This window comes from Enterobacter cloacae complex sp. OE43NF, from assembly GCF_023544405.1.
GTDB classification, from domain to species: Bacteria; Pseudomonadota; Gammaproteobacteria; order Enterobacterales; family Enterobacteriaceae; genus Enterobacter; species Enterobacter cloacae.
On record NZ_JAMJFW010000044.1, the window covers coordinates 1 to 26,773 of the forward strand.

23 protein-coding genes are annotated in these 26,773 nt (G+C 54.3%); 1 reads left to right on the forward strand and 22 read right to left on the reverse strand.

Translation table 11 applies throughout. The features are described 5' to 3' along the window. The 22 genes from M8370_RS18000 to M8370_RS18105 all read right to left on the reverse strand — a co-directional run. A partial coding sequence (locus M8370_RS18000) for a glycosyltransferase (protein WP_250021534.1) occupies positions 1–238 on the reverse strand: 238 nt, incomplete at its 3' end. Between the two features lie 487 nt (positions 239–725). Further along, positions 726–1,622 carry a GalU regulator GalF gene (gene galF / locus M8370_RS18005; protein ID WP_013097865.1) on the reverse strand — a complete coding sequence of 299 codons (897 nt, stop codon included), beginning with the start codon at positions 1,620–1,622 and terminating at the stop codon, positions 726–728. Between the two features lie 175 nt (positions 1,623–1,797). After that, positions 1,798–3,189 (reverse strand): colanic acid biosynthesis protein WcaM, encoded by a 1,392-nt coding sequence (gene wcaM / locus M8370_RS18010; RefSeq protein WP_250021535.1) that lies wholly within the window; start codon positions 3,187–3,189, stop codon positions 1,798–1,800. 12 nt (positions 3,190–3,201) lie between these two features. Further along, positions 3,202–4,422, reverse strand: coding sequence for a colanic acid biosynthesis glycosyltransferase WcaL (gene wcaL, locus M8370_RS18015; RefSeq protein WP_020690194.1), 1,221 nt, complete (start codon positions 4,420–4,422; stop codon positions 3,202–3,204). Then, positions 4,419–5,699 carry a colanic acid biosynthesis pyruvyl transferase WcaK gene (gene wcaK, locus M8370_RS18020; protein WP_250021536.1) on the reverse strand — a complete coding sequence of 427 codons (1,281 nt, stop codon included), beginning with the start codon at positions 5,697–5,699 and terminating at the stop codon, positions 4,419–4,421. The genes wcaL and wcaK overlap by 4 nt, the downstream gene beginning before the upstream one ends. Before the next feature lie 17 nt (positions 5,700–5,716). Beyond that, positions 5,717–7,195, reverse strand: a complete 1,479-nt coding sequence (gene wzxC, locus M8370_RS18025) for a colanic acid undecaprenyl disphosphate flippase WzxC (RefSeq protein WP_020690192.1) — start codon at positions 7,193–7,195, stop codon at positions 5,717–5,719. Between the two features lies 1 nt (position 7,196). Then, complete coding sequence (gene wcaJ, locus M8370_RS18030; RefSeq protein ID WP_014832616.1) at positions 7,197–8,591, reverse strand: undecaprenyl-phosphate glucose phosphotransferase; 1,395 nt, start codon at positions 8,589–8,591, stop codon at positions 7,197–7,199. Positions 8,592–8,705: 114 nt separating this feature from the next. Further along, on the reverse strand, positions 8,706–10,076 hold the full coding sequence (gene cpsG, locus M8370_RS18035; protein WP_102752702.1) for a colanic acid biosynthesis phosphomannomutase CpsG: 1,371 nt from the start codon (positions 10,074–10,076) through the stop codon (positions 8,706–8,708). Positions 10,077–10,186: 110 nt separating this feature from the next. Then, the gene (gene cpsB, locus M8370_RS18040; protein WP_250021537.1) at positions 10,187–11,623 is read right to left on the reverse strand and encodes a mannose-1-phosphate guanyltransferase; all 1,437 of its coding nucleotides are present in this window, start codon (positions 11,621–11,623) and stop codon (positions 10,187–10,189) included. 3 nt (positions 11,624–11,626) lie between these two features. Continuing rightward, positions 11,627–12,850 carry a colanic acid biosynthesis fucosyltransferase WcaI gene (gene wcaI / locus M8370_RS18045; RefSeq protein ID WP_250021538.1) on the reverse strand — a complete coding sequence of 408 codons (1,224 nt, stop codon included), beginning with the start codon at positions 12,848–12,850 and terminating at the stop codon, positions 11,627–11,629. After that, the gene (locus M8370_RS18050; RefSeq protein WP_013097873.1) at positions 12,847–13,326 is read right to left on the reverse strand and encodes a GDP-mannose mannosyl hydrolase; all 480 of its coding nucleotides are present in this window, start codon (positions 13,324–13,326) and stop codon (positions 12,847–12,849) included. Before M8370_RS18050 ends, wcaI begins: the two co-directional genes overlap by 4 nt. 2 nt (positions 13,327–13,328) lie before the next feature. Next, a complete protein-coding gene (gene fcl, locus M8370_RS18055) occupies positions 13,329–14,294 on the reverse strand; it encodes a GDP-L-fucose synthase (protein WP_013097874.1) in 966 nt (321 codons plus the stop codon). Between the two features lie 2 nt (positions 14,295–14,296). After that, on the reverse strand, positions 14,297–15,418 hold the full coding sequence (gmd, locus tag M8370_RS18060) for a GDP-mannose 4,6-dehydratase (RefSeq protein ID WP_003863514.1): 1,122 nt from the start codon (positions 15,416–15,418) through the stop codon (positions 14,297–14,299). A gap of 24 nt (positions 15,419–15,442) precedes the next feature. Next, on the reverse strand, positions 15,443–15,991 hold the full coding sequence (wcaF, locus tag M8370_RS18065; RefSeq protein ID WP_013097875.1) for a colanic acid biosynthesis acetyltransferase WcaF: 549 nt from the start codon (positions 15,989–15,991) through the stop codon (positions 15,443–15,445). A gap of 15 nt (positions 15,992–16,006) precedes the next feature. After that, positions 16,007–16,753, reverse strand: a complete 747-nt coding sequence (wcaE, locus tag M8370_RS18070; protein ID WP_063412363.1) for a colanic acid biosynthesis glycosyltransferase WcaE — start codon at positions 16,751–16,753, stop codon at positions 16,007–16,009. Between the two features lie 129 nt (positions 16,754–16,882). Continuing rightward, entirely contained in the window at positions 16,883–18,112 is a 1,230-nt protein-coding gene (gene wcaD / locus M8370_RS18075) for a colanic acid polymerase WcaD (RefSeq protein ID WP_057072527.1), read from the reverse strand. Beyond that, the gene (wcaC, locus tag M8370_RS18080) at positions 18,087–19,304 is read right to left on the reverse strand and encodes a colanic acid biosynthesis glycosyltransferase WcaC (protein WP_047023870.1); all 1,218 of its coding nucleotides are present in this window, start codon (positions 19,302–19,304) and stop codon (positions 18,087–18,089) included. The genes wcaD and wcaC overlap by 26 nt, the downstream gene beginning before the upstream one ends. Then, positions 19,301–19,792, reverse strand: a complete 492-nt coding sequence (gene wcaB, locus M8370_RS18085; protein ID WP_013097879.1) for a colanic acid biosynthesis acetyltransferase WcaB — start codon at positions 19,790–19,792, stop codon at positions 19,301–19,303. Before wcaB ends, wcaC begins: the two co-directional genes overlap by 4 nt. Beyond that, positions 19,792–20,634: a colanic acid biosynthesis glycosyltransferase WcaA gene (gene wcaA, locus M8370_RS18090; RefSeq protein ID WP_013097880.1), complete on the reverse strand. Its 843-nt coding sequence runs from the start codon at positions 20,632–20,634 to the stop codon at positions 19,792–19,794. Before wcaA ends, wcaB begins: the two co-directional genes overlap by 1 nt. Before the next feature lie 108 nt (positions 20,635–20,742). Next, positions 20,743–22,905: a tyrosine-protein kinase Wzc gene (gene wzc / locus M8370_RS18095; protein WP_047023873.1), complete on the reverse strand. Its 2,163-nt coding sequence runs from the start codon at positions 22,903–22,905 to the stop codon at positions 20,743–20,745. A gap of 2 nt (positions 22,906–22,907) precedes the next feature. Then, a complete protein-coding gene (gene wzb / locus M8370_RS18100; RefSeq protein ID WP_020690185.1) occupies positions 22,908–23,351 on the reverse strand; it encodes a low molecular weight protein-tyrosine-phosphatase Wzb in 444 nt (147 codons plus the stop codon). A 6-nt stretch (positions 23,352–23,357) separates the two neighbouring features. Then, positions 23,358–24,497, reverse strand: a complete 1,140-nt coding sequence (locus M8370_RS18105) for a polysaccharide export protein (protein WP_014170829.1) — start codon at positions 24,495–24,497, stop codon at positions 23,358–23,360. 691 nt (positions 24,498–25,188) lie between these two features. On the opposite strand from M8370_RS18105, the gene M8370_RS18110 reads away from it, so the two are divergent. Then, positions 25,189–26,772 (forward strand): TerC family protein, encoded by a 1,584-nt coding sequence (locus M8370_RS18110; RefSeq protein WP_250021539.1) that lies wholly within the window; start codon positions 25,189–25,191, stop codon positions 26,770–26,772. Position 26,773 lies beyond the last annotated feature (1 nt).

Here is a 26,773-nt window from a genome sequence, read left to right on the forward strand (position 1 = left end):
CTAGCCCTTTATTGAGTGCTTGACCCAGTCCAACATTTTTGTCAAGCTGTAAAGTTCTTATGGGCAAGCATGCACGCCAATTATTTATAACCCGGTGGAGGTTATCTCCAATAGGCCCATCAATAACAATAGCTATTTCATCTGCCTGTACTGTCTGATTTTTTATACTGTTTAAACATTCTTCAAAATATTCAGCATTTTCTTTATAATACAGGGACATTAAAACTGTAAACTTCATAAAAATCTCTTTAGCTTGTAACATAAAGCAAAAGCTATGTGTTAGTTTATATAATATTAAAGAAAAAAAGACCTTTTTAATATAGATTTGAGCTAGATAAATATTTGCGGGCAATAACTGTATTAACGACTATGCAAGTGATTCAGGAAAGTCCTATCGCATAAATATTGTTAAGAGATAATATCAGACACGCTACCGCCCCTGGCTCAACAGCTACCAGTGCACTGAATGATGCATGATTCTTTCATTTTCTGTTGTCTGTCATCGGACACTAACTGCCACTAGACAACTGCAATACAACTCTGCTAATTGTCGTCCTAAATGACCTCAGAAACAAGCACAAATCGTTACAAATCTGACCAGATTTAAATCAGATAAATCCATGTTATCATTAGAATTAATAACAAAAAACGGCAGCTACCATTTTGGTTATGTTTCAACATACCCAAATGATGACTGCCGCTTGTGCAAATCAAGTAAGATAAAATCAGTCGTTAGCTAGCAACTTCTCAATCCGGCTTCTGAACTTCGCCCCTTCCTTCAGGTTACGCAGCCCATAGTTCACAAATGCCTGCATGTAGCCCAGCTTTTTACCGCAGTCGTAGCTCTCACCGGTCATCAGCATCGCGTCAACAGACTGCTTCTTCGCCAGCTCGGCAATCGCATCGGTCAACTGGATACGGTCCCAGGCGCCTGGCTCGGTTTTTTCCAGCTCGGCCCAGATATCTGCGTTCAGGACATAACGACCAACCGCCATCAGGTCAGAATCCAGCGTCTGCGGCTGATCCGGTTTTTCGATGAACTCAACGATGCGGCTCACCTGCCCTTCTGTCTCCAGCGCTTCTTTGGTCTGGATAACAGAGTACTCGGACAGATCGCCTTTCATGCGTTTCGCCAGCACCTGGCTGCGGCCTGTTTCGTTGAAACGCGCCACCATCGCCGCCAGGTTATAGCGCAGCGGATCCGCAGAAGCGGTATCGATGATGATATCCGGCAGAACCACGATAAACGGGTTGTCGCCAACAACTGGGCGAGCACACAGGATGGAGTGGCCAAGGCCCAGCGGCTGCGCCTGACGCACGTTCATGATGGTCACGCCAGGAGGACAAATGGACTGCACTTCCGCCAGCAGTTGACGTTTAACACGCTGCTCCAGCAGCGCTTCGAGTTCGTAAGAGGTGTCGAAGTGGTTTTCAACCGCATTCTTGGACGAGTGCGTAACCAGAACGATTTCTTTGATCCCTGCAGCAACAATCTCGTCGACGATGTATTGAATCATCGGCTTGTCGACGATCGGTAGCATCTCTTTAGGAATGGCTTTTGTGGCTGGCAGCATATGCATGCCCAGTCCGGCTACCGGAATGACTGCTTTCAAATTAATCATTATTTCTTCCACCTTAAAATGGTTGACGAATTATAGCTCTTAAACCTGTTTTCGCCAGTATGATTTGCCGTAATCCTGTAATGATATTACGCCTTAGCACCACAAATTACAGTAGTTGTAATCTGAATAGAATGCGATTCCGTGCCAGGAATAGTCGCAAAAAGCCCACTGACGATTATCTGTGCGGCAGCGCAAAATTCAGCCGTTCCGTATTCACCACATGCTGATCCACCCGGTCAATATCCACCGAGCTCTGCCCTTTCTCATTCACTGCTTTGATGTTTGCCAGTGACAGCAACGTCTCGTCTTTCGCCATAAACTTACCCCGCACATCCTTACGCAGGTCGAAGTTCAGTTTCAGCGCGGGTCCGATTGCTGCTTCCTGCATCACGTTGATATTGCGTAAGAAAAGGTGCTGAGGTTTGTTATGCAGCTCAAGCGTCGCGCGCTGCATCTCGACGTTGGTGATGGCCACAAACGAGGTCGCATTACCGGATGAAATTTGTATGCCGCGCAGCTTATAGGCAAGCTGGCTATTATCCAGACGAATATCGTTAAGCTTGAAGTTCTGCGGAATCGACAGGTAGTCACCTTTAATCACGCCGTAACCGATTAACATTCCGGCACTATTGACCATATCGACATTATCAATAACGAAATTATCACAGCCATAAATTGCTACCGTGGCATTGTCTATTCCCGCCTTTTTACTGAAATCAGGCGTAATATTTTTGGCCTTAATATTGCGGATAATAAAGTGTTTACCGTTCTCAACGTGCACCAGCTGGCGGCAGTTGCTGCCGGTGATATTGGCAACCACAAAGTTCTTCACGGTCTGTTTTTCCGGGTAGTCGTTGTCGTAGGTACTGCCCGCAAGGCCAATACCAATCCCCCAGTTAATCTTACCGTTGGTGCAGTTGATGTTGTCGATCACATGGTCGGAGATCAGAATATTGCGGTCATTGATGGCCACATTCCACTCGATCGCATCGCCCTGCAGGTGGCTGAATTTGCTGTTGGTGATGCGGGCGCCATCCACCTGGTTGTGAAACCCCTGGCGCAGGATGGCGTAATTGGCCTGGCTCACGCGGATGTTATCAATGACCAGATTACGCATCACGCTGGGCTTTTTGCCGCCAATGTAGATTTGCGTTACCGGGCCAAATCCGCTCATCGCCAGCCCTTTGATGACACAGTCAGAGCCACGAACGTCAAGGGTAATATTTTCGGTACGGCCTTCGCCCTCACCGATGACTTTGCTGCCCTCCTGCAGAACAAAGCGCCCCCGGCCATTGCCGGTTAACGTCCCGCGAATCAGCAGCGTTTTGCCGTCAGGAATGAAAATGCCCGTGTTGATGTTTTTGCAGGTGAGCCCTGCAGGCACTACGACGGTGTCGCCTTCGTTAAACGCCTGCTTAAAGGCGGCGATCCAGTCGTTGTTATTGTACTGATTTACAGAGACCGTCTTGCCGGTTGCCGCCCGCGCAACGCGGGGCGACAGCAGCGGCATTGCCGCCAGGACGGACAGAGAAGAGACAAAGCTGCGTCGGGTAATCTTTTTCAGCATACAACCTCGGCGTTACAACGTTTGCAGCAGGCTCGCTAACTGGCGATTGATCACCTGCTGGTTAAAATCTGCCTCGACTTTTTGTCGGGCATTGTGCAGCACGGGCTCCAGCGCCTGCTGGTCGATATCGCTAAACGCGGCCAGCCGATCGGCCAGGGCCATGGCGTTATTTTCGGGGACCAGCCAGCCGGAATGATCTGACTTGATCAGCTCCGGGATCCCGCTGTGCAACGTCGATACCACCGGAATCCCCACCGCCATCGCCTCCATCAGCGCCACCGGTATGCCTTCCATGTCGCCATCGGCGCCCGTAACGGATGGCAGCAGAAACACGTCGGCTTCATCGAGCATGGCCTTCACCTCGTGGCTCGGCTTAAAGCCCGGCATCTCCACGTGCGTTTCCAGCTCATACTGTTCAATAAGCGTACGCAGACGACGCTCCCACGGGCCGATACCGAGTATGCGATAACGGAAATCCACCCCGCGCGCCTTGAGCTGGCGGCAGGCTTCAATCGCCACATGCAGCCCTTTTTTCTCGGTCAGTCGGGCAACGGAGATAATCTGCAGCGGTTTACCCGGCACCTTGACCGGACGTCGGGTAAAACGCGCCAAATCCACACCCATCCGCGAGACGGTGATTTTCTCGCCCGGGCAGCCCATCTTTTTGAGGCGTCCGGCCCACAGGTCGCTGATAGGCAGCATCATGTCGCCGCGCTGGAACAGCTGCTGATACTCCGGCGTGTAGTGGTTCAGCACTTCACGGCTGGAGATATCAATGCCGTGGAAGATCGTGGCGATCTTCCCGTCAATCACCCCCAGCTCGCGCAGTTTGGCTGCGGTCACCCCTGCCGGGCCAAAGTGGGCGATAAAGACATCAGCGCGGTACGGCTGCGCCGTTTGCCCACAGATGGCCGACAGGATCAGATTGCGCGACTCCGCGCCATAGCGGGAGATGTTCAGCGCTCGCCAGGTCGACGCGCGATGGAGCCCGCGTAAGGTCTGGCTGGCACGGTAGCGCAGCTTGTTCACTTTTCCGGATGGCTCATCCTGCAGCCAGCGGGTTTTCGCCTCCAGCCCATACTGGGTATACGCCGCATGGGTGTTTTGCGTATCGCCCTTTTGCAGGGCGATAATTTCCACGTCATATCCCATATCGATAAACGCGGTGATTTGATTGAGTACAAAGGTTTCAGACGACAGTGGAAATTTCAGTAAGAAGAAACCAACCTTCATTTCCCCTCCCGCACGCGGTTAAGCACCGACTTCACCATCCCCATTCCCTTTTCGCGCTCGGCTTTCACCGCCACGGCCAGGCGCTCATTCACGGCGGGCAGTTGCCCAAGGGTGTCGCCCACCATTGCGCCGAGCGAGCCATCCAGCAGTTGACGGATATCCACGGCCATTTCCGGCATCCCCAGCTGCTGCATAATCCCGGCAGACTTGTGCTCATAGTTGATGGCAATGGCCGGCGTGCCGAAGTTCATCGAGATGATGGCAGAGTGCAGACGGGTACCCACGGTCAGGTCACAGGCTGAGAGCAGTTTGCCCATCTCCAGATCGTTCAGTTCGTCCATCACCACGTGATACCGGGACGGATCGTTCACCAGATGGCGCAGGTTCAGCGCCACCATGCGATCATCCTTGTTGTAGCTATCGATACCGGTACAGGTGGAGAGCGCCAGCACCTGATAACCGCTGTCCAGCACGCGGTTAACGACCTCGGCAAAGGCCTTCTCGTAGGCGGCCTGAGTCGTACCTAAACGCTTATCAAAAGGTGCCAGCTCGCGCAGGGTAATGGCGACGGTTTTCTGTTTCGCCGCCACGTCCAGCCAGTGCTGCACCGCGTAGCTCGGCTGGAAGCTGTCGTCCTGGTGATCCACCAGCCACGCGGTATCCACCCCGTGCTCGACTTTCGAGGTGTCGATCTCGCTGCGCTTCATCATGTCGAGGCTGACTGACTCACGCAAAATCAGGGCATCGCAGTGGCCAAACACATAGTTTGCCAGCTGGTTGAACTGAGGTTCCTGGAATGGCCCGACGCTGTGACCAATCATAAACAGCGGCTTCTTCGCCATAAAGGTGCAGAGGGCATGCTCAAACTGCGGCACGCCGTAGAGATCGACGAAGAACGAACCGCCCACCTGAATGATGGCGTCATAGCCGGACAGCAGACGCACAAAATCGGTAAAGCCCTGCGCGATGGCGATGTTGCGCAGCTTGCCGGTGTCGGTTACGCGAGAAAGCAGCACCTGATGCTGGTAGCGGCGACGCAACACTTTCTTCACGCGTCCCATCACGCCCGCAGCGTTATTGTGCTGTTTCATCTGGCTGTAGAGCGGGTCGCCCATCACCGGGCGGTTCAGTAACCAGGATGAGCTGACCGGGTAACGGCTCATCACGTCCACTTCTGTCTCAGGCTTAAGGGTGTTAATTGCATCCAGTAAACCGCGCAGGATGGCGCTGTCGCCACGGTTGCCGCAGGTATGGTTGCCAAGAATTAATAATTTCATAATGGCCTCTTAAATAACTAGCCTGCGCGAAGCAGCGTTTTCATTTTTTCGTTACGGCAAAACTGGCGCTTCATCTCCACCACCAGCGCATTGCGTGACAGCACAATCATCACCCCAAACGCCAGCGCGCCCGCAGCAACCTGCACTGCCAGCAGCGCGGCCAGTGGCAGATGCCCCTTCAGGAGCACGCCCAGACCGTAGCTCACCACCAGGGTCGGCAAGGAGAGATAAAACGGCAGCCACAGGCTCAGGATGTACTGACGGTAGCTGGAGCCCAGCACTGGCTTGATCATAATGAAGTAGCTCAGCACGGTGTTGATGATTTGCACCAGCAGAAAGCCCAGCGTGACGCCAATGGCGCCCGCCATGTGTCCGCCGACGATAATTGCCGGAATAAACAGAAAGGTTTTAAATACGTTGAATTTAAAGCTGATATCCACGCGCGCTTTCGCCATCAGCAGGGAGCCAATCGGGTTACCCACGGAGCGCAGCAGCCCCACCACACAGAGCAACTGCAGGATCGGGATGATGCTGTTCCACTTCTCGCCAAATACCAGCGGCACAAAGTTGCTCGACACCACCATCAGACCCAGCAGTACCGGGAAGTTAATAATGCCGACCACGGAGAGCAGCTTGTAGAAGTTGACGCGCAGCTTTTCAGTGTCGTCCTGAATTTTGGCGAACGCCGGGAACAATACGCGGGTGATAATCGGGTTGAGCTTCATCGGCGGGACGACCGCAACGTTGTAGGCCAGGTTATAGCCCCCTGCAACGCTCGCCCCCAGAATGCGCGCCAGCACCAGCGTGGAAAGGTTGGTGTTGACGTAGTTGATGATGCTGTCGGCCGTCAGCCAGGCGCCAAAGCGCAGATTCGAGGAGACGGACGCCAGGGAAAAATGCAGCCCCGGGCGGTAGATCTTGCGGCCAAAGTAACCGAACAGCAGCGTGCGCACGGCAGAGTTCACCAGATACCCCAGAATGGCGGTCATGGCCAGCGGCCAGAAATGGGCGCTCACCACCGTGAAGGTAAAGCCCGCCAGCACGGCGCTGGTTTCAATCATGCCGATCTTGTTGAACTCCAGCTCTTTTTGCATCAGCGCGCGGAACTGCTGCCCGTGCGGGATCACCACAAAGGCAAACGACAGCGTGCGCATCAGCGGGGCCAGATCCGGGTTGTGCAGCACGCTGGCGATCACATCGCTCAGCAGGAACACCAGCACAAAAACAAATATCCCCAGCCCCACGTTCAGCCAGTAGAGCGTGGTCAGCTCCAGCTGGCTAATCTCTTTGCGCTGGATAATCGAGTTGGCGATACCGAAGTCAGACAGCGTGTCGGCCAGCGCGATAATCACCAGCGAGACGGTCAGCAGACCGAACTGATGATTATCGATAATGCGCGCCAGCACGGTCATCTGCACCAGCCCCAGGCCAATGATGACGATAGTCGCCATCGCTGACCACTTGGCGCCGCTGATGGTTTTTTCACGTAAGCTCATCTTAGTACGCCGCTTTGTTCACGAAACCTTTGAAGATGGTCAGAAAAACAATTTTGATATCGAACCAGAGGCTCCACTCACGGATGTACTCAAGGTCGAATTCAATGCGTTTTTCCATTTTTTCCAGCGTGTCGGTTTCACCGCGCCAGCCGTTGATTTGCGCCCAGCCGGTAATGCCAGGCTTCACTTTATGGCGCAGCATGTAGCCTTCAATCAGCGAACGGTACTGCTCGTTATGGGCAACCGCATGCGGACGTGGCCCGACAATCGACATACCGCCGGTAAAGACGTTGATAAACTGCGGCAGCTCGTCCAGCGAGGTGCGGCGCAGGAAATTCCCCACGCGGGTCACGCGCGGATCGTTCTGCGTAGCCTGCGTCACCACTTTGTCGTTCTCCATCACCTTCATGGAGCGGAATTTCCACACCATAATCGGCTTACCGTCCATGCCGTAGCGCGTCTGACGGAAGATAACTGGCCCGGGAGAGCTCAGCTTCACCGCCAGGGCAATACAGCACAGCACCGGGGAGATCAGCAGAAGGATCAGTGAAGAGAGCACAATGTCTTCCAGGCGTTTGAGAACACGGTTGATACCTGACAGCGGCGTGTCGTACAGCGGCACTACCGGTACACCGTTCACCTCTTCGATACGGGAATGGAGAATGTTGAAGGTAAAGACGTCCGGAATAAGGATCACGGAACAGGTAGTGTCCGCCAGGTCGCGCATCAGTTTCTTAATGCGGGACTCCTCTTTCATCTGCATGGCAATGTAGACGTTGTGAATTTTGCCCGCTTTCGCATCGTCAATAAGCTGGTCGTAGTTGCCCGCCCAGTCCGACGGCACGCCACCCGGTTTCGCGTCGTGGTAGATCCCAACCACTTCAAAACCTAACCACGGCTCTTTGCGGAAGCTATCAAGCAGCACCTGCCCCACCGGCAGATCGCCGGCAACGGCGACATAGCGGCGGTTGTAACCACGGTTACGCAACCAGCCCGCGCCAAAGCGGATCAGGGAGCGGCAAACCACCATGCCGACGCTGGTTAACAGATACCAGCACAGATACGTCACCAGACGATTATCAAAATCATGGCTGAACGCCACCAGGCCCGCGCTGAAGATCAGGCTTAAGGTCCAGTTCTGCAGCAACAGCATCAGTTCGGTGGTCATCTTGACGCCACGCCACGAACGATAGAAATCCGTCATCCCGCCGATCATCTGAAACACGACCAGCGCAATCAGTGCCATCAGCAGGTGCATGTATAAGAACGATTGCCCGCTGATCCAACACACCGCCCACAATCCGCCGACCATGATGGTGATATCAGAAAAACGCTGCACCATAGAGATTAACGATGCATTCGTTCTCGCTCGTTCGCGCTTTTTTAGATTCGTCATCGTTGTTCCTTTAGTTCAAAACCTTACCCCTCACCCTAACCCTCTCCCCACAGGGGAGAGGGAACTTGAACACCCTCTCCCCTGTGGGGAGAGGGCTGGGGTGAGGGGCAATGATTACTGATTCAACAGCGCCAGAATGTCCTTCGTTCGGGCTTCCATCAGCGCGGTGTCGGCGCGGGATTCCACGTTCAGGCGCACCACCGGCTCGGTATTGGACGAGCGCAGGTTAAAGCGCCACTGCGGGAACGCCATGCTGATACCGTCGGTACGGTCAATTTCCAGCGCGTGAATAGCAAAGTGCTGTTCCACGCGGGCAATGGCTTCAGCCGGCTGTGCCAGTTTGCTGTTGATCTCTCCACTTGCCGGGAAGGCCGCCATACGGTCGCGCACCAGCTCGCCCAGGGTCTGACCTTTCAGGCACAGCAGTTCGGTCACCAGCAGCCACGGGATCATCCCGCTGTCGCAGTAGGCAAAATCGCGGAAATAGTGATGGGCGCTCATCTCGCCGCCGTAGATGGCGTCTTCTTCGCGCATACGCTCTTTAATAAACGCGTGACCGGTTTTGGACATCACCGGCGTACCGCCTGCGGCAGACACCACGTCAACGGTGTTCCAGGAGAGGCGCGGGTCATGAATGATCTTCGCGCCCGGATTTTTCTCGAGGAACGCTTCCGCCAGCAGGCCGACAATGTAATAGCCCTCGATGAACTGCCCTTTCTCGTCAAACAGGAAGCAGCGGTCGAAATCGCCGTCAAAGGCGATGCCCATATCCGCACCGTGTTCAATCACCGCATTGCGGGTGTCGTCGCGGCACTCTGGCAGCAGCGGGTTCGGGATACCGTTCGGGAAGTTGCCATCCGGGGTGTTGTGTACCTTGATGAAGGTCACCGGCACGTTCAGTGCCTTAAAGCGGGCTTCCAGGGCATCCACCACCGGGCCCGCCGCGCCGTTGCCGGAGTTGATGACCAGCTTCAGCGGCTTAAGGTTCGCCACGTTGATGTAACCCAGCAGGTGATCGATGTACTCTTTACGCAGATCGATCTGCTTGTAGCTGCCGCGTGCAGACTCGTTCACCGGCGGGAAGTCGTTGGCTTCCGCCAGACGCTGCACGTCGCGCAGGCCGGTATCACCGCTGATAGGGCGCGCACCCTTGCGCACCAGCTTCATACCGTTGTAATCCATCGGATTATGGCTGGCCGTGACTTCAATCCCGCCGTCCACGCCCAGGTGGAAGGTGGCAAAATAGATCTCTTCGGTACCGGAAAGGCCGATATCCAGCACGTCCACGCCCGCGTCCTGCAGCCCTTTCGCCAGCGCCAGCTTCAGGGATTCGCTGGTCAGACGTACGTCGCCGCCCAGTACGATAGTTTTCGGTTTCAGGTATTCGCCGTACGCGCGGCCGATGCGCCACGCAATGTCTTCATTCAGCTCTTCACCCAGCTTGCCGCGAATATCGTAGGCTTTAAAACAGGTTAACTTTTCCATCATGACCCCTTTTTCAGGCAACAGTTGGCCCGCCCAATTAACAGGCAAAATATTTTTTATTCATTCGTAGGCCCGGTAAGCACAGCGCCACCGGGCATGATGCGAAGCGGTTACACCCGACCGTAGCGGTCCTGGAAACGGACAATATCGTCCTCTTCCAGATACGCGCCGGAGCGCACTTCAATTAAATCGAGAGGTATCTTCCCTGGGTTTTCCAGACAGTGTTTCGCCCCCAGCGGAATATAAATTGACTCGTTTTCACCGAGCAGTTTCACTTCACCGTCGATGGTAACTTTGGCGGTACCCGCCACCACCACCCAGTGCTCGGCACGATGGTGATGCATCTGTACCGACAGGCCTTCGCCCGGCTTCACGGTAATGCGCTTCACCTGGTAACGTTCGCCCGCATCGATGGAGTCGTATTTGCCCCACGGGCGGTACACTTCGCGGTGAATATGGTGCTCGTGGCGACCGTCGGCTTTGATCTTCTCCACCACCTTTTTAACGTCCTGCACGGCGTTACGGTCGGCAATCAGCACGGCGTCTTTGGTCTGGACGACCACCAGATCCTTCACCCCCACCGTGGTCACGAGGCCGGATTCGGCGTAGACGTAGCTGTTCTCGGTTTTGTGGCTAATCACATCACCGTGATGGACGTTACCCTCCGGGGTATGCGCGCTGATCTCCCACAGGGAGGACCAGGAGCCAACATCGCTCCAGCCTGCATCCATCGGCACCACCACCGCATCCGCCGTGCGCTCCATCACCGCATAGTCAATGGACTCTTCCGGGCAGGCGAGGAAAGCGGCTTCGTCGACGCGAATAAAGTCGAGGTCCGGATCCACCACGTTCATGGCTTTTTCGCAGGCGCTCAGGATATCCGGACGATACTTTTGCAGTTCTTCCAGATAGCGACCGGCGCGGAACAGGAACATACCGCTGTTCCAGTAGTATTCACCGCTGGCAACGTAGGCCTGCGCGGTTTCCAGATTCGGTTTCTCAACGAACTGCGCCACGTCAAACGCCACGCTGTCGCCTTCGCCCGGCGTCACGCTGCCGCGGCGGATATAGCCATAGCCGGTTTCTGGCAGATCCGGCACGATGCCGAAGGTCACCAGCTTGCCGCTTTCTGCGTAAGGAATGGCCGCCCGCACCGCGTCGCGGAACGCCTCTTCCTGCTGAATGACGTGGTCTGCCGCCAGGACCAGCATCAGCGGATCGCAATCCGGGCTGCTGCGTTTTGCCGCCAGCGCCGCCAGGGCAATGGCTGGGGCGGTATTTCGTCCGGCAGGCTCCAGAATGATATTTTCTGTGAGTTTGTTCAGCTGGCGCAGCTGCTCGGCAACAATAAAGCGGTGCTGTTCGTTACAAATCACCACCGGGCTTTCACACTCCACACCCTGCAGACGGTTAACCGTTGTTTGCAGCATGGTGAGATCCCCTTTCAGGCAGAGGAACTGTTTTGGATAGAGCACGCGGGACAGCGGCCACAACCGGCTACCAGAGCCACCTGCCATCACAACCGGATACAACGTGGTTTGACTCATGATTTATCCCCGTATATCTGCAATAAATTGGCTCAGCACGTTCTCTTTCTCGAGCGTGCGTTCGGCATATTCACGTGCCACCGTGTTCACTTTTGGCATGGCGAGTGCCTGTTCAATTCCGGTCACCAGCGCCGGAACCGATTCCGGCTCCACGCAAACGGCGATCCCCGGGTAGCTGTCACACAGCTGGCCTAATTCGGTTTCGGCTTCTGCCGTGATCACAGCGTTCCCGCCCACGGCCAGAATGTTGGTCAGCTTGGACGGCAGCACCGCATCCGCCGCGCCGCGCTTTTGCACCACCAGATGGCAGTCACCCATCTTCAGCAGCGCAGGCAGCGCCTCGTAAGACTGAAGCGGGAAGAATTTCACGTTAGTCAGGCCGCGTTCACTGGCCATCTTCTCCAGACGCGCTTTTCCGCCGCCCTGACCGACAATCACAAACATCCACGGATGTTCGCTAAGCTGTTGAGCCGCCTCGATAACGTTCTCCAGCCCCTGCTTTTCGCCGATATTGCCTGAATAAAGAATGATTTTTTGGTCATCAGGCAAACCGAGCTCTGCGCGAAGCGCCTGCGCGTCGTGTGCTGTTACGTCACGGAAACGGGCCACTTCGGACCAGTTCGGGAAAAAGATCACCTTTTCCGGCGCGACGCCCTTCTCCTGCGCTTTGTTCATCATCGATCGCGAGATGGTGGAGACATAATCCACGTTATGCAGACCGCTGCGCTCAAAAGCGCTGGCGAGTTTCGCCACTTTGCCGCCCTTGCCTTTACCTGCCATCCCCAGGCCCAGCATGGCGTCGACTTCATAATCCTGAATGTGCAGCAACGTGCGCGCTCCGGAGAGCTTGCCCAGCAGCCGCATGCCCGGCGTGCAGAACAGCGTCGGTACCACGCCGATGATGCGATCCGGCTTCCAGCGACGCTGCGCCATCAGCGGGAAGAAACTGCTCAGGGCAAAGCTGCCCAGATGAATTAAACGTTTCAGCGTCGAGGGCTGTTTCGGCACGTACAGCGGGCAACGCCAGACGGTCGCAGCGCCCTCTTCGCGGCGATAGCGCCAGCTGGAGTAGCGCTCGCCCACTTTCCATTCCGGGTAGTACGGCGGCGCGGTAATGACCCGCACGTCATGTCCCTGGCTCGCCATCCACTCGACCATCTCGCCGGTGTATTTCCCGATACCGGTCAATTCCGGCGAGTAGTTGATTCCATATACGAGGATCTTCATAGTCCCGGCACCTCAGACTGACGATCGGCCAGGAAATAGGCACGACTGTTGTCATGCACATTGTCGCTGGCCAGCAGCGCCTCTGGCGTCTGCCAGCGATAGTCGTCGTGCTGAGAATCAGGCAGACGCAGGTCTGCCTCACTCACCTTCAGGCGGAACCCCAGCACGATGTAGTGCGTGGTGAAGCCGGTGCCTGAAAAGTTATCGTCATAGAAGTGCTGCCAGACCCCGTAAAACTGGCCTGCTGCCATCGGCAGTTGCAGGCCCAGTTCCGCCAGAGTGAGACGCTCAAACGCGTTGGCCAGCGTCTCATCCTTCTGCACGCGCCCGCCGGGCACGAACCAAAAGCCCTGAGCTGGACGATTGGTTCGTTTCCCCAGCAAGAACTCGCCGCGTTCGTTCTCCACGATCAAATCAATTGAGATGAGCGGAGTGGAGCGCACTACCGTGGCAAAATCTTCCTGACTTAAAAACATTGTTACCCCCGGAAGCGGTGCTGGTTTTCCAGGAACCACTGGTAGGTACTTGCCAGCCCTTGTTCCAGCGACACCTCGTGATACCAGCCCAGCTGATGCAGACGGGTGACGTCCAGCAGTTTTCGCGGCGTGCCGTCCGGTTTGGTGGCGTCAAACACCACGCGGCCCTTATAGCCCACCACCTGAGCGATGGTCTGCGCCAGCTCGCGAATGGTGCAATCCACGCCAGTGCCAACGTTGATATGCGACAGCATCGGCTCGGTGTTCTCCTGCCACACCTCGCGATCCAGCTCCATCACGTGAATGCTGGCCGCGGCCATGTCATCCACGTGCAGGAATTCGCGCATCGGCGTGCCGCTGCCCCACACCACCACATCCGGTGCGTTCTCAGCGGTCGCCTCGTGGAAACGACGCAGCAGCGCCGGGATCACGTGCGAGTTGCTCGGGTGGAAGTTATCGTGCGGCCCGTACAGGTTGGTCGGCATTACCGAGCGATAGTCACGGTTGTACTGACGGTTGTAGGACTCGCACAGCTTGATCCCGGCAATTTTGGCAATGGCGTACGGCTCGTTGGTTGCTTCCAGCGTCCCCTGCAGCAGTTCGCTCTCGGCGATCGGCTGTTTCGCCATTTTCGGGTAGATACAGGATGAGCCGAGGAACAACAGCTTGTTCACGTTGTGCAGATGCGCCGCGTGAATGATGTTGCTCTCAATCATCATGTTCTCGTAGATGAAATCTGCCGGGTAAGTGTTGTTAGCGACAATGCCGCCCACTTTTGCCGCCGCCAGATACACCTGATCGATACGTTCATTGGCAAAGAAGTCCTGTACCGCACGGCTATCGAGAAGATTCAGCTCGTCGCGGGTACGGACAACCACTTCCACGTCACCGCGCTGCTCCAGCTGGCGAACAATCGCGGAACCCACCATTCCGCGATGACCGGCGACAAAAATACGTTGTTTTGTCATTCTCAGGACTCCAGCGCGATGGCAACCTCGTAGCCATGAGATTTGAGCAGGGAGTGTTTTTTCGCTGCTTCAAGATCTTTGGCTACCATCTCAGAGACCATCTCCTGCAGAGTGGTTTCTGGTTTCCAGCCCAGTTTCTCGTGCGCTTTGGTTGGGTCACCCAGCAGGGTTTCCACTTCCGCAGGACGGAAGTAACGCGGGTCAACCTGCACAATCACATCACCTGGTTTCACGCCCGGTGCGTCATGGCCGGTCACAGAGACAACGATCCCCTTCTCTTCCACGCCAGTGCCTTCGAAGCGCAGTTTGATACCCAGCTGTGCGGCAGCCATTTCCACGAATTGACGGACGGAGTACTGCACGCCGGTCGCAATCACGAAGTCTTCTGGCTGCTCCTGCTGCAGCATCATCCACTGCATCTTCACGTAGTCTTTGGCATGGCCCCAGTCACGCAGGGAGTCCATGTTGCCGAGGTGTAGGCAGGATTCCAGACCCTGAGCGATGTTGGCGATAGCGCGGGTAATTTTACGGGTCACGAAGGTTTCGCCACGACGTGGGGATTCGTGGTTAAACAGAATGCCGTTACAGGCGTACATGCCGTAAGATTCACGGTAGTTTACGGTGATCCAGTAGGCATACAGTTTGGCTACCGCGTAAGGAGAACGTGGGTAGAACGGGGTGGTCTCTTTCTGCGGGATTTCCTGCACCAGACCGTACAGTTCAGAGGTGGATGCCTGGTAGAAACGGGTTTTCTTCTCAAGGCCGAGGAAACGAATCGCTTCCAGCAGACGCAGCGTACCCATGGCGTCAACGTCAGCGGTGTATTCCGGGGATTCGAAAGAAACCGCTACGTGGCTCATCGCGCCCAGGTTGTAAACTTCATCCGGCTGTACTTCCTGCAGGATGCGGGTCAGGTTGGAGGTATCGGTCAGGTCGCCGTAGTGCAGATGGAATTTCGGGTTCGCCGCATGCGGATCCTGGTAAATATGATCCACACGTTCCGTGTTGAAAGAAGAAGCACGACGCTTAATACCGTGAACTTCATAACCTTTTTCCAGCAGTAACTCTGCCAGGTAAGAACCATCCTGCCCGGTAACGCCGGTGATGAGAGCGACTTTAGACATGTTTATATTCCTCTACTTATGAATTTAATCAGTTTCAACGCGTTCGCGTATCACCACTGCGGGGTTGCCACGGCAAATTTTATTTGCCGGTAGCGATTTAAAAACGCTGCTGCGGGCACCGACTACCGTGCCATCGCCAACAGAAACACCAGGTGCAACAAATACATCTGTTGCCAGCCAGCATTTTTCGCCAATCACAATTGGCGAAGCGGTAATATCAAAATGCTGACTCATAAAATCGTGGCTGCCGGTACACAAATAACACTTCTGTGACACCACTGCGTTTGCACCAATCGTGATATCGCCAAGGGTATATAACACGGCGTCATCCCCTACCCAGGCGTAATCGCCAAGCGTTAATTTCCAGGGGTAAGTAATTTTTACCGATGGACGAATAACTACGTTTTTTCCGATTTTTGCGCCAAACAGACGCAATAAAAAGGCACGCCAGCGATACAGTATTTGCGGTGACCAGGCAAATAAGGTGGCCTGAACGGCCCACCATAACTGCACTTTAATTCCGTTCCCGCCCCGAAAACCTTTCGGCACGGTGAACCCGTTAAGATCCTGCATTACATTTCCTTATATTCAGGCTTTGTTATATAAGGTTTTCGTTTTACCTGTGGTGCGCAGGCGGAATAAATAAGACAATTCCGCCCAGAATGCGGGCACGCGTAATATCTTACGCTGTACGTTTTTTGCATCCTGGCACAATTCCAGATTATTCGAGGTGGATACACCGCCCATTGAAAATTCAGACACCAGCCCTTTAATTCGACGGAACGGGTAGCCTGATTTATACAGACTGGCGGCCAGGGCATAATCTGATGACACTTTATACTGCAGATCGTAAGGCTGTTTTTTCAGACCTTTTACCGGGAAGAAAATGGCCTGATGGCTTGCCGGTAAACTGTGATAGATATACCAGCCGGGTTTCGCGCTGCGGCAAATTTTATGCCCGTCGCCAAAATCGAGCAGCGCATCGCCAATATACATCGCGTCGTCTTTCTGGCGCGCCAGCTGACGGGCAAACTGGGCCACATCGTCATGGAACACATCGCCCGAGTTAAGGAAGATGGCATAACGGCCTTGCGCCATGTTAATGCCTTTGTTCATCGCATCGTAGATGCCTTTATCTTTCTCACTTACGAAGCGTAAGTTGAAATCACCGTTGAGTTTTTCCAGAAACTCCGCCGTGCCATCGTTCGAGCCGCCATCGACCACGATCCACTCAAAGCTGAGACTCGGATCGCGCGCCAGGTTGCGCAGCGAGCGCCAGGTTTTTACCACCCCTTCGTAATTACGAAAGGCAACAGTAATGACGCTTAGAAACATAAATCACCTCATTTCGTCATGCCCGTCATACTTCGAGTTGCCTGCGCGTTGGCTTCCTCGCTCACCCCAGTCACGTACTTTTGTACGCTCCTGGGGATTCGCTGCGTCGCCGCCTTCATGCAACTCGAATTATTTAGGGCTTACGTTCGTAATATTAAGCGCTTTGCGCAGAATAAACGGACAGACAATCAAGAAAGCATATTCCGGGCTAAATATTGACCCCGTAAAAAACAGCGACACTGGCGTAAACAGATAAAGCTGTACGCGAAAGTTCTGGTTATCCCCAAACGCGTTAATCATCATTTTGAAAACTTTAAACAGATACCAGAGCGTCAACAGTACGGCGAACCACGAAAAATAAATAATTAACAGATACAGGCCATTGTCTATGGTTTTACCGACATCCGCACCGTTAAAGATTCCGAATGATGCAACATATTCGTAAAGTGAGCCGAATCTTACTACACCGTCGATATGGGTTAAGGAATAACCCACCATCACCAGCGGCCCAATAATGCGATAATAGGACGATGAACCTTCCGTTCCCAAATCGCCCAGACGCTCTGAGATATACGGGAATGCAAATATCACGCCTACTAAAAATACCGTCAGGGAGATGATCGCCAGCGGCAGTTTTTTCTTAATCGCATCTTTGTTCAGGTACTGGAATGCCCACTCCAGGAGGTAAAACAGGATAAATGTCATGACCCCTGAGAACGAACCAGACAGAACGATTCCTGCAAGAATCATAGCATCGGTCTTAGGGGTTTTGATACCAAACTGTTTGATGCTGAGCCAAATTGAGATTAACGCCAGAGCGAAAAACGCCGGTTCAAAATAGAGGGCTGTCGTACGCTTACCGCCAAACTTAATGAAGTTCAGTACATAGCTGTTACTGTAAATGAGATATTTCGAAATCATCTCCATCAGGCTGCTACCACCGGTGAGAATAATTTGCGCCATTTCCAGTGCAGCAAGCATAACAATTAACGCAACGGCAATATAAAAGAGCCTGAGGATTTTCCGATAATTGTGCGGAGAAATAGTTTTAAAACGAATACTCCAGACCATGCCAATAATAATGACAATATAAACAAACAGCATGGTAGAGGTGACGTACTTGCTGGGATCCAGCGACTGGCCAAAGATGTAGTTAAACAGCGTCAGGCCAAAGCCCATCCCTAAGGCAATCATCAGCTTCTTGAGGTTGATTTTATCGACGTACAACAGAAGCAGAGCGGGCAAGAAGGTCACAATGGTTATCGGGAAGCTTTCGCCGAGCTGGGCAATTTTGACATTGACCAGCAGATAGATCAGCGGCAGCAGCAGATAACTACAGACTCTGATAGAACGAGACATATTCCTCCAGCATCTGTTGTCCACTGTAGGCCTTGCGGCTGCGGTTGCGGAACGATTCCAGGTCAGTGCCAAAAACGGCCTGCGCAATCTGCGGCTTCGGCAGTTGCACCAGCGGCAGCACCTCCTGTTCCGCGAACGTTTTCCCGCCCGATTTTTCCAGCACTTCACGCGCCGCATCGCTGTGGGTGGCGATCACCGGCACGCCAATCGAGAGCGCTTCGCAGAGGATCAGGGGGTAGTTATCGACGCGCGAGCTGAACACCAGCGCATCCATCCCGTTGAGGGCGCTCATCAGCTTGCGCTTATCCGTTTCAAACCCGTGATTCACCACGTTAGCGCCATCGAACGGCGAGAATTTGCCGAAGGTATGCAGTTCGATTTTGTCACCCAGCGCCATCATGTCGCGCACCAGCTGCTGGTTGGTTTTGCCGTCGTAACGCAGGTCATGCGCGACGATTGCGATTTTCGGTTTGCCAGCAGTTTCCGCAACCGGGGTCAACTCGGCCAGAATTGCTTCCGTCGCCACGTCGATCCCGTTGTTGATGATCTGACACCGCCCTGCCCCATACAGACTGTTGAAGGCATCGGCCACATGCTGGCTTGGGGAGATAAACGTGCAGCCGAGCGACAGCATGTCGCGGAACAGCTGACGTTTTCCGTCCACCAGCTGGTGAGCGCGATCCACTTTCACCGGCGGGTAATTGGTTAATGTCGGGCACTTCTGGCAGGCGTTTTTCCAGCCTTCGCAGCCGTCGGTGAACGCGCAGCGCCCGGTTACGCTCCAGTGGTCGTGCAGCGTCCAGATGAAGCGGGTATCCGGCTTGTGAGCCTGTACCTTCTGGCAAAACGTCACTACCTCTTGCAGGTTCAGCCAGTAGCTGTGCAGCACGTGAAAATGGAGCACAACCGGGCCGGAAGTGCGCGTGACCGTACGATAGAGGTTGTTCAGGTTGCCAAACAGATCGCGATTAAACAGACGAAACAGCGCAATGTTGGCGACAGACGTCAGACGTGGCGTCTGCTTGTGCACCTGCGGATAGATATCATGGCTGACGCTTTTCTTACCGCCTTTGCCATAGCCGTAGATAAAACGAGACTGAAGCCCTTTTTGCAGCGCACGCTGGTGCAGATCCAGCGCCACGCCAGCCGCCCCGCCCTCGGCGAGACGGACGTTAAATTGCAGAATGTTCATTTGATCACCTTCACGCGGGCTTTTTCGCCCACTACCAGCGCGTTATCCGGAATGCTGTCCAGCACCACGCTGCCTGCACCTATCGTGACGTTGTTACCAATGGTAATGTCGCCAATGATCACCACGTTCGCCCCCAGCTCGACGTTGTTGCCGATGACCGGGCAGGCCAGGCTCTCCGGCCCCCGGTTGCCGATGGTGACCGCATGACGAATAGTGAAATCATCCCCGGCGACCACGAACTTATTGATAACCACCGCATAACCGTGGTGAATGGTAAAGCGGCGGCCGATGGTGGCCGCAGCCTGAATTTCATAGCCAAAAATGCATTCGGTGATAATCCGGTACAGCACCAGAACCGGTGCCGCCCAGAGGTTGTTCAGAACATTTTTCTTACGCCACACCGAGCAGAAATGCGCGATGCGGTACGCCAGAACCATGCAGCACGGGCGCAGGCTCCAGCTGTTAGCGCGGCAATCTTCCAGAAACATTATTTCCCCCGCAGTCCATCAGCCAGTCGCTTGCCGTTGCGCACAGAAAACAGCGTCAACAAGGTACGCCAGGTCATCCGCTTATTGCGGATCTGATAGAGGGTAAAGAGCTGGTACTTCCGGCTGGCACGGTCAAACTTATCCTTGTGCTTGCGGTAGAAATGGAAGTAACCCGAGAATTTTTTTGGTGAGGAGGTGATTTGCATCTCCCCGTGGTTGATGTGCAGGATCTGCGTGGCCTCTTCCACCTTCCACGGCTCGCCATACTCCACCACCATTCGCAGGAAGATGTCGTAATCCTGCGCGGCCTTCAGTTCGGTATCGAACAGGCACTCTTTAAAGCGCCACGCCCAGGTGAACACCTGATTGCCGATGATGTTGCGCTTGTAGAAGAGGCGGCGAGAGTATGGTGATTTCGGGTACAGCGGCAGGCTGGCAGGCTGCGAGTAAACCTCGCCCTGACAGACATAGTCGTTGGCATACAGGAAAGCGTGCGTGACCAGTTGTTCCTTGTGCGACAGGAAAATGGACAGCCGGTTTGGTGTCCACTCGTCATCGTCGTCGATGCCGGTCAGATACTGCCCTTTGGCCTGCATAATTGCCTGATTACGCACCGCACACGCCCCGGAGTTGATCGCGTTATGGGTATAGCTGACACGCGGGTCATTGAGGTCAGTGACAAACTTTTGCAGCTGCTCATACGAAGAGGAACAGTCATCAACAATGATCAGCTCCCAGTTATCGTAATCCTGGCGCAGCACCGATTTGATTGCACGGATCGCCAGCTGCTGACGATTCCATGTCGGCATATAAATAGAAACTAAAGGGCGTTGTGTGGTCATAGTCTTCCCCTGATCCCTCACCCCGCCTCTCTCCCAAAGGGAGAGGGAGAATAGCTGCACCGGGCAGTTCCCTCTCCCCTCGGGAGAGGGTTAGGGTGAGGGGGATTGTTATTTGCTGTCAGACTTATATTCGTACTCGTAATACCCGTAATCCTGGTACCCGGTCGCACGGCGGAAGATGGAGTTCAGGATCACCCCTTTCACCTCAATGCCATTCTGCTCGAAGCGGCTCAGGCTGGTTTCCACTTCCTTCAGGGTGTTCACCGCATAGCGCGCCACCATCAGCGTGGTTCCCGCCAGGCGACCGACCACGGCCGCATCGGTCACGGCCAGAATTGGTGGTGTATCGATCAGCACCAGGTCATAGTTTTTGCTCGCCCACTCCACCAGCTCGGCAAAGCGGTCGCTCATCAACAGTTCGGATGGGTTTGGCGGCACCTGACCACGTGGGATGAGGTCAAATTTCGGGATGCTGGTCGGTTTTGCGCTCTGGCTAATCTCACCCTTGCCAAGCAGGATTTCCGACAGACCGTTGACGTTATTGGTCCCCAGCAGCTCGTGGGTATAGCCCTTACGCATATCGCAGTCGATCAGCAGTACCCGTTTATTGGTCTGGCTGACCACCGCCGCCAGGTTGGCACAGACAAAGGTCTTACCTATCGACGGGCTGACACCGGTTAACATCAGTACGTTGTTTTTGGCCTGCATCATGGCGAAGTGGAGACTGGTACGCAGGCTGCGCACCGCTTCAATTGCCAGGTCCGTCGGGTTACCCACTGCCAGCAGCTGGCTCTGTTTGTAACGCTTGACGCCTTTGACGCTTTTGACCCGGTCATGGGACTTCTGCCATTCGGAGAGCGGGATACTGGCGTAAACGTTGATACCATTCTCTTCCAGCACTTGCGGGCTTTCGATACCGCGGTTGAACAGCGAGCGCAGCAGCACACCAACAATGGAGAGCATCAGGCCGAGGATAATGCTGCCGAGGATAATCAGCGCTTTCTTCGGCTTCAGTACGCCAGGCTGGGTAATGGCCGGGTCAACAATACGCACGTCGCCGACGGTGCTGGCTTCGGTAATCTTCAGCTCCTGCTGTTTGTTCAGCAGTTGCATATAGACCTGCTGGCCGGATTCCACGTCGCGGGTCAGACGCACAATTTCCTGCTGCGTTTTTGGCATCGCGGTGACGCGGTCATTAAGCTTCGCTTTCTCCTCTTCGAGGGTGCGACGTTTTTCCAGCAGCGTGCGATAGGCCGGGTGACGTTTGGTGTAGAGCTTAGAAATTTCCGCCTCTTTGAAGGTCAACTCGTTGAGTTGCGCATCAATATTGACCATCGAATCGAGCACCGATTTCGCTTCCAGCGGCAGATCGACGGAGTCTTTATCCTGACGAAACGCGTTCAGTTTGTTCTCTGCGTCATCCAGACGTGCGCGTACTTCCGGGAGCTGTTTTGCGAGGAAGGCCAGGCTTTTCGCCGCTTCAGCCGACTTGCGCTCGACGTTCTGCTCAAGGTAGTTGCGGGTAATGCTGTTGAGAATTTCGCGGATTTGATCTTTATCTTCACCGGTAAAGGTCATGCTCAGGACACCCGTGTCCTTGCCATTTTCGGTGACCGTCAGGTTGTTTTGCAGATTGTTGATCATCCCCAGGGTGGAGAATTTGGTGACGGTAAACTCGCTGCCTTCCTGCGCCTGAATAGCGCTCACCTTCATGCTGACGCCATCTTTTGTCAGCATTTGCCCCACTTCACCGCGCGCGCTGAAGCCTGCGTCGCTGGTCAGCTGATACTGCTTCGGCCCTAGCACGGTCAGGGTAAAGGTTTGATCCGCGCTCCCTTTCGGCAGCACAAAGTCGGTAACTTTTACCGTGTCGTTGCTGTGCCCGGTCAGGCGATCCCAGCCGGCACCAAATATCGGGAAGGTATTTTTGGTGACGGAGATATCAAGCCCCAGATCGTGAACCGTTTTACCCAGCACCAGACGCGACTGGATCAGCTGAATTTCGGCCTCGGAGGCAGGCGGTTTGTTCGCCAGGGCAGAGCCAATATCCTGCACCAGCGAGTTGCCGGTGTTCTGCTCAATCTGCACCAGCGCATCGGCGCTGTAGATGGGTGTCGCAAACAGCGTATAGACGATCGCCGCGGCGGCAAACACGGCGGTGATCCCAAGTACCCACCACTTCGCCTCTATGACGGTGCCGACCAGGCGACCAATATCGATTTCATCACTGCCCGAAATCGGGGCGGCAGAAGGTTTTGTTTTTTCTGTCATTGTTATCCCTGCTGAGCTTTCAGTGCCTGCGCCCACTGACGGGCAGACTGGTCAAGTAAGGTATACACCGCCTCAAAGGCCTCACGGCTTTTGCGATAGGGATCGGGGATTTCGCGTTCGTTTTCCCAGTGACCAAACAGCATCACTTTGCCGCGCATCTCCGGTGCGATTTCGCATAGCGAGTGAATATGGCGTTTTTCCATCGTCAGGATCAGGTCATACTCCCGGCACATGCGGCCGGTGACCTGGCGGGCGCAGTGCCCGTCAAGAGAAAGGTTGTGATCGCGGGCCACGCTCGCGGCGCTTTCATCGGCACCTTTACCGACCAGCGCGCCCAGCCCTGCAGAATCGACGGTGAGCTCGGGCTGGTAGTGTTTCAGCAACCGCTCAGCCGTTGGGGAACGGCAAATGTTCCCCACGCATACCACCAGAATTTTATTAAACATCGCGGATTACCAGGTATGAATGTCGCGCGCCGTATCCGTCATGTAGCGAACGCCACTGATGGTTGGCAGCAACTGGTTGATCAGACGGTTCCAGCGGGCAACCGGTGCGGTGGTGACATACACCACGTCATAAGGCTGTAGGCGGAACTCCGTTGCCATTACCAGAGAAGTCGCATCGGACATATCCAGCTGGTAAATATTGGCAATCTTGCCTTTCGCACTGCCCTCGCCTTTCAGCGGACGGATCACGAAGATACCGGTGGCATTAGAGGTGGTGAGATCGATACCCTCTGCATTACCCAGTGCTTCGGTCAGGGTCATGCCGCTGAAGTCCATTTTGAGGGTGCTCTGTTTCTTCACTTCACCCATCACGAAGACTTTCAGATCGTCATTACGCGGTACATACAGAATGTCGCCCGGATAGAGCAGACGGTTCTGGGTCAGGTCGCCGTTTTGCATCAGCGCCTGCAGAGAAATGCGTTGTTCTTTACCGTTGTGGGTCAGAACGACGTTGCGCCAGTCGGCACCGTCGGTTAAGCCGCCCGCGGCGTTAATGGCGTCCAGCACGGTCAGCGGCACGTTGGTGATGGCCTGCTGGCCAGATTTGTTCACCTGTCCGGAGATATAGGCTTTTTGCGAACGGAATGCGGCGATATTAACGTCCACCTGCGGATCGGCGATGTACTGCGCTAAGCGGCCGGTAATATCACTACGGATTTCGGCAAGGGTTTTCCCGGCAACGTGTACTTTGCCGATATAGGGATAGAACATGGTGCCATCAGACTGCACCCAGTTACCGGTGTCGCTTGAGCTGCGGTATTGGCCCGCTGGCGTGGTCAATTCCGGATGGTCCCACACGGTAACGTTAATGACGTCACCCGGACCTACGCGGTACTGGTAGGAGGCAATTTCCTGGTCCAGAGACATATTCGGCTGCGCAACATTTGGACGTGGACGTAATTGTTCGACCAGACGTGGTGTCAGTGGATAAACATTCACCATTTTGTCGAGATCAAAATCAGCATCCTGTTGTTTGATCACATCCTTACCCATTGTTGACATATTGCTGCCGGGAAAGACTGTACAACCACTCATCAAGGTCACAGACACCAATAATGGCATCAATTTCATTTTGGATTTCATCATTGATTATTTATCACTTTGGCAGAGTAATTATCCTGTGCAATTAAATAAGCCGGGTCGATTTGGCTTTCAGCATGCAGTTGTTCAAATAGAAATATAACTGGCATCAGTCCTAAAAAAAGCTTATTCATCCATTGGCTATTGACAGAATAATCGAGGCTGATTCACACGCTTTCAGGCACGCTACCGCCCTTGGCTTTCAGTTACCAATCCACTGACTAAACAATGCGTTATGGATAGACACCCTCTTTGATAAGGCCTTCTGGAAATATATCAGCCGCTTGCGATACACGGCAGATAATGAATAACCATCACTGAAGGCCGGAACAATAATAGCAACAAGGAGATTTAACATTTGATGCTGGGAGAATTGTTGCAGCTAACCTAATAGCAGGCAAGGAGACAACTGTCCTAATAACGGTTTTTAAGATTAATATTAAGAGCAAAGTTTTGACGTTTTAGGATTTTCTTTATATTGACAAAATTAAAATAAAAACCATTTATTGCGATATATCCTAAAATGCGTTCGCCGTAATTAAATCTACGTATTTAGCTTATTTACAGATTCCGCATTGTTCTTCCTTTTTGCCGGATCGTATTAAGAGAAATCTCAGCCCGGCATTGCAATTTCCCCTGGCTTTATCCATGATCGAAGTGTGACATTGCTCATATAACAGAAGGTATTGCGATTACTATGGAATGGATTGCCGATCCATCAATCTGGGCCGGGCTGGTTACGCTGGTCGTCATCGAATTAGTGCTCGGTATTGATAACCTGGTCTTTATCGCCATCCTCGCCGAAAAACTCCCCCCGGCGCAGCGCGACCGTGCGCGCGTAACGGGCCTGCTGCTGGCGATGGTGATGCGACTGCTGCTGCTGGCCTCAATCTCCTGGCTGGTGACCCTGACAAAGCCCCTTTTCTCCGTTCACGGCCTGAGCTTTAGCGCGCGTGATTTGATCATGCTCTTCGGCGGGTTGTTCCTGCTGTTTAAAGCCACGGTAGAACTGAACGAGCGGCTCGAAGGCAAAGACAGCGAAAACCCCACCCAGCGGCGTGGGGCTAAATTCTGGTCGGTGGTGGCGCAAATTGTGGTGCTCGATGCGGTCTTCTCCCTGGACTCCGTCATTACCGCCGTCGGGATGGTCGACCATCTGGCGGTGATGATGGCTGCGGTGATCATTGCCATTACGCTGATGGTGATGGCGAGTAAAGCGCTGACCCGGTTTGTGAACAGCCACCCGACTATTGTGATTCTCTGCCTGAGTTTCCTGTTAATGATTGGCTTTAGCCTGGTGGCAGACGGCTTTGGGTTCCACATTCCGAAAGGCTATCTCTACGCCGCCATTGGTTTCTCCGTCATGATTGAGGCGCTTAACCAGCTGGCGATTTTCAACCGCCGCCGCTTCCTCTCGGCAAATCAGACATTACGTCAACGCACCGCCGACACGGTGATGCGCCTGCTCAGCGGGAAGAAAGAAGATGCGGAGCTGGATGCCGAATCCTCTGCGATGCTGGCCGATCACAGTGACGGGCAGATCTTCAACCCGCAGGAGCGGCTGATGATTGAGCGGGTGCTCAATCTTAACCAGCGAACGGTCAGCAGCATCATGACGTCGCGCCATGACATCGAACATATCGACCTCACCGCCCCGGAAGAGCAGATCCGCGCCCTGCTGGACAGAAACCAGCATACCCGGGTGGTCGTGACGGGGGGTGACGAGGAAGAGGAGCTGCTGGGCGTGGTGCACGTCATTGACCTGCTGCAACAGCAGTTGCACGGTGAGGCACTCAATTTGCGCGCCCTGGTGCGTCAGCCGCTGGTGTTCCCGGAGGGGCTGCAACTGCTTTCTGCCCTTGAGCAATTCCGTAACGCGCGTACGCACTTTGCCTTTGTGGTGGATGAGTTTGGTTCGGTTGAGGGGCTGGTTACGCTCAGCGACGTGATGGAAACCATCGCCGGTAATTTGCCAAACGAAGTGGATGAAATCGATGCGCGCCACGACATTCAGAAAAACGCGGACGGTTCATGGACGGCCAACGGCCATATGCCGCTTGAAGACCTGGTCCAGTATGTTCCCCTGCCGCTGGATGAAAAGCGCGAGTATCACACCATTGCAGGTCTGCTGATGGAGTATCTGCAGCGCATTCCTCAGCCGGGTGAAGAAGTTCAGGTAGGCGACTATATGCTCAAGACGCTGCAGATTGAAAACCATCGCGTGCAGAAGGTGCAGCTGATACCGCTGCGCGACGAAGACGAGATGGATTTTGAGGTGTAGG